At 74.5% G+C, this 3,535-nt stretch carries 3 protein-coding genes; 2 read left to right on the forward strand and 1 reads right to left on the reverse strand.

Translation table 11 applies throughout. The features are described 5' to 3' along the window. On the forward strand, positions 1-1,217 hold a 1,217-nt coding region (locus AAHZ94_RS30795; protein WP_349997014.1), incomplete at its 5' end, for a DUF418 domain-containing protein. A 295-nt stretch (positions 1,218-1,512) separates the two neighbouring features. Continuing rightward, a complete protein-coding gene (locus AAHZ94_RS30800) occupies positions 1,513-2,484 on the forward strand; it encodes a LysR family transcriptional regulator (protein ID WP_349997015.1) in 972 nt (323 codons plus the stop codon). Between the two features lie 53 nt (positions 2,485-2,537). On the opposite strand, the gene AAHZ94_RS30805 is transcribed toward AAHZ94_RS30800, so the two are convergent. Continuing rightward, positions 2,538-3,407 carry a S1 family peptidase gene (locus AAHZ94_RS30805; RefSeq protein ID WP_349997016.1) on the reverse strand — a complete coding sequence of 290 codons (870 nt, stop codon included), beginning with the start codon at positions 3,405-3,407 and terminating at the stop codon, positions 2,538-2,540. Positions 3,408-3,535: the final 128 nt, after the last annotated feature.

Genomic DNA, 3,535 nt, shown 5'->3' on the forward strand with positions numbered 1-3,535 from the left:
CCCCCCCCGGCCCCACCACCCCCACCCCCCGCCCCGGCCCGGTCTGCGACGGCGGCGGGGCCCCCCCCCGCGCCGGCGCGGGCGGCGGTGCGGTGCGGCTCGTGGGGCTCGATCTCGCGCGCGGGCTGGCCGTCTTCGGCATGTACGCGGCGCACCTGGGGCCCGAGCCCGAGCTCGGTGAACCCAGCGGCTTCCTCCTTGAGTTGGCGCACGGCAGGTCATCGGCGCTGTTCGCGGTGCTCGCCGGGGTGACGCTGGTCTTCCTCGCGGGTCGGCAGCCGCCGCCCAGCGCCCGCGACGGGCGGCGGGCCGCGCTGCGGATCGCCCTCCGCGCCCTGGTGCTGCTCGCCTTCGGCAGCGTACTGACGGCCAGTGGCACCAAGGTCGAGGTGATCCTCGCCTACTACGGCCTGTACTTCCTGCTCGCCCTGCCGTTCGTACGGCTGACCAGCCGGGCGCTGGCCGCACTCGCGGTCGGCTGGGCGCTGGTGGGGCCGCAGTTGTGGTACGTGGGGCAACAGGTGTTCTGGGACAGTGCGCTGGAGCGGGGCATCGCCGCCCATGACCCGCTCGCGCACTACGCCGAGGGCGAGGGCCTGACCCGGCTCCTGGTCACCGGCAACTATCCGGCGCTGGCCTGGCTGCCGTTCGTGCTCGCCGGCATGGCCGTCGGCCGGCTCGACCTGCGCGCCCCGCGGGTACGGGCCCGGCTCGCGGTGCTGGGGCCGGCGCTCGCCGCGTTCGGCTACGGCGTCTCCTGGCTGGCGCTCCAGGTCCCGGCGGTCGGGGGCCGGGCCGGGATGCCGCACGGCTGGTGGGCCGATACCGACGAGTGGCCCGATGACCTCAACCCGGGCCTGCTCTTCCTGGCCGCCCCGCACAGCGAGACCACGCTCTCCGTCGTCGCCAACACCGGCGTCGCGCTCACCGTGATCGCCGCGGCCCTGACCGCCATGGACCTGCTGCCGCGGCTGCGCCGGGTCGCCGTGCCGGTCATCGCGGTCGGCAGCATGTCGCTCAGCAGCTACGTCTTCCACATCGTGGGCATCCGCCTGCTGCACGTCGACATCGAGGGCGACGACCTCTCCATCGGCCTGCTGCTCGGCTTCATCGCCAGCGTGAGCCTCGCCGCGTACGGCTGGTCGCGGTTCTTCCGCCGCGGTCCGCTGGAGTTCGTCCTGCACCGCCTCTCCCTGCTGGGCCGCCGGCCGCGCTGACCGGCGGCGGGCCACCGGCGCGGGCGGGCACGGGGCGGCTGCGGGACAGCCGACCGCGTGGGCGAGTGCGTACGAACCGGTCCGTACCAGCGCGGTTCGCACGGGCGCCGGGCACAGTGGTCCGGTCCGCATAGGCGCGGCTGATGACGATCTGGGATTACCCTCGGACCGTTCGTTCCCACAGAGTTTCCCGCAGAGTTTCCGTCACGGTTTCCCGCACCGGAACTGACCAGCCGCGCGCCGGGCGCTGACCGGCGAGGTAGGCCACCGGCCGCGTTCGCACGGGAGGTTCACCTTGGAACTGGAAGTCCGGCACCTGCGCGCCATCGCCGCCATCAGCGACACCGGCAGCCTCACGCTGGCCGCGCGCCAACTCGGGATGTCCCAGCCGGCGTTGTCGAAGCTGCTCCAGCGCATCGAGCGCTGTGTGGGCGACACGCTGTTCGTCCGTACCCGCAGCGGTTCGGTGCCCACCCCGCTCGGTGCGGACGTGCTGGCCGAGGCGCACAGCGTGCTGCGCGGCATGAGCGGCATCCGGGAGCGGGCACAGGCGTGGGGGGCCAGGGGCGGGCCGCGCGACCCGCTGACCCTCGGCGGCCACTGCGGCTATCCGCAGGTGGCGCTCGCCCGGCGGCTGCGCGGCCTGCCCTGGTGCCCCGAGGTGGCGCTGCGCGAGGACCTGGACCCGCAGGCCGCGGTAGACGGGCTCGCGGTGGGCGCCTGTGACCTGGCGCTGGTCTATCTGCCGCCGCAGGCCAGGCTCACGGTGCCGGACGCGGTCGGCGGGGTGGTGGTGCACGCCGACGAGCCGGTGTTCATCGCCCTGGCCCATGACCATCCGCTGGCCCGCGGCGGCGCCCCGGTGCCGCTGGAGCGGCTCGCCGACTTCCCGTGGGTCGACGAGCCGCCCGGCTACACGCTGTGGACGAGCTATCTGCGCCGCGCCTGTCACGAGGCGGCGGTCTCGCTCGACCAGCGGCACAGCACGGTCAGCCTGTTCACCGTGTTGGAGCTGGTCGCCGACGAGCAGGCCATCGCGCCGGCGTTCTCCACCAGCAGCGACCATCCGGGACACATCGTCATCCGGCCGCTCGCCGACCAGCCGCTCCGTCTCGAACTGCACCTGTTCTACCGCCGGCACAGCCTCCCGCACCGGCACCTGGAAGAGGTCCTGCACCACCTCGCCGGCGCCTACCGGGACCGGCTCGGGTGCAGCGGCGCGTACGACGACTGGTGGCTCGGCCGGCGGGAGCCGGTGCTGGAGTGATCAAGCGGGAGCCGGCGCCGGGGGGAACGGGCGGGAGTCGGCGCCGGGGGCGATCAGCGGTGGAGGGTCAGGCCGGTGCCGGTGGCCAGGGTGACCCGGTAGGTCTGGAGGATCTCGTTGACCGGCTGGAACCAGGTCCTGCCGCCCCGCGTGCAGTCGCCCGAACCGCCCGAGGTCACGCCCTGCGCCTGCTGCCCCGCGATGGCCGAGCCGCCCGAGTCGCCGGGCTCGGCACACACATTGGTCTCCAACAACTCCGTGACCTGGCCTTGGTCGCCGTAGTCGACGGAGGAGTCCCAGGAGATGACGGTGCCGCAGTGCCATCCGGTGGTGCCGCCCGAGCGGCACAGGGACGCACCGACCGGCGCCTCCTGGGAACCGGCCACGGTCACCCGCTCGTTGTTGCGGTAGCGGTTGACCGCCGGTACGAGGGCGTTGCCCGCGGCCACCCGTATGTGCGCCATGTCGTCGCCGGGGAAGCTGGAGCCGGTGAACTGGCCGCTGGGCTGGGTGGTGCGCTCGCCGACCTCGCCGCAGTGGCCGGCGCTGACGAACCCGTCGTTGACGGTGAACCCGACCGAGCAGCCGTACTGGGAGGTCCAGTAGCGGTTGCCGCCGACCACGTCGAGCAGCGGGCGCGGCGCCTGCTGCGCCCGCTCGTACCGCACGAGTTCGGCGCGTACGCCCGCCGCGCGGACGAACGCCCGGGCCGCTGCCGTGTCCGCCGTGCGGTGCCGGACCACGACGGTGTTGCCGACCGGGTCGGTGCGCCATCCGGCGACGGTGCCAGGCGCCAGGTCGCCGGCCGCGTCCAGGGCGCGGACGGCCGCCTTGAGCACGTCCTCGGAGTGCGCGACCGGCCGCGGCTCGGCGCCCGCCGCGCGGACCGCCGCCGCGTCGGCCGGATCGGTGACGGCCGCCACCAGCCGGGGGGGGGGGGGGGGGGGGCGGGGGGGGGGGGTTTAACAAAAGACGCGGGCGCCGCCGCAGACTGTGTAGTTGTTGGTGGTGGGGGGGGGGGTAAAAAAAAAAGAGAGGGGGGGGGGGGGGG

Origin of the sequence: Streptomyces sp. HSW2009, assembly GCF_040240285.1 — a bacterium.
Classification (GTDB): domain Bacteria; phylum Actinomycetota; class Actinomycetes; order Streptomycetales; family Streptomycetaceae; genus Streptomyces.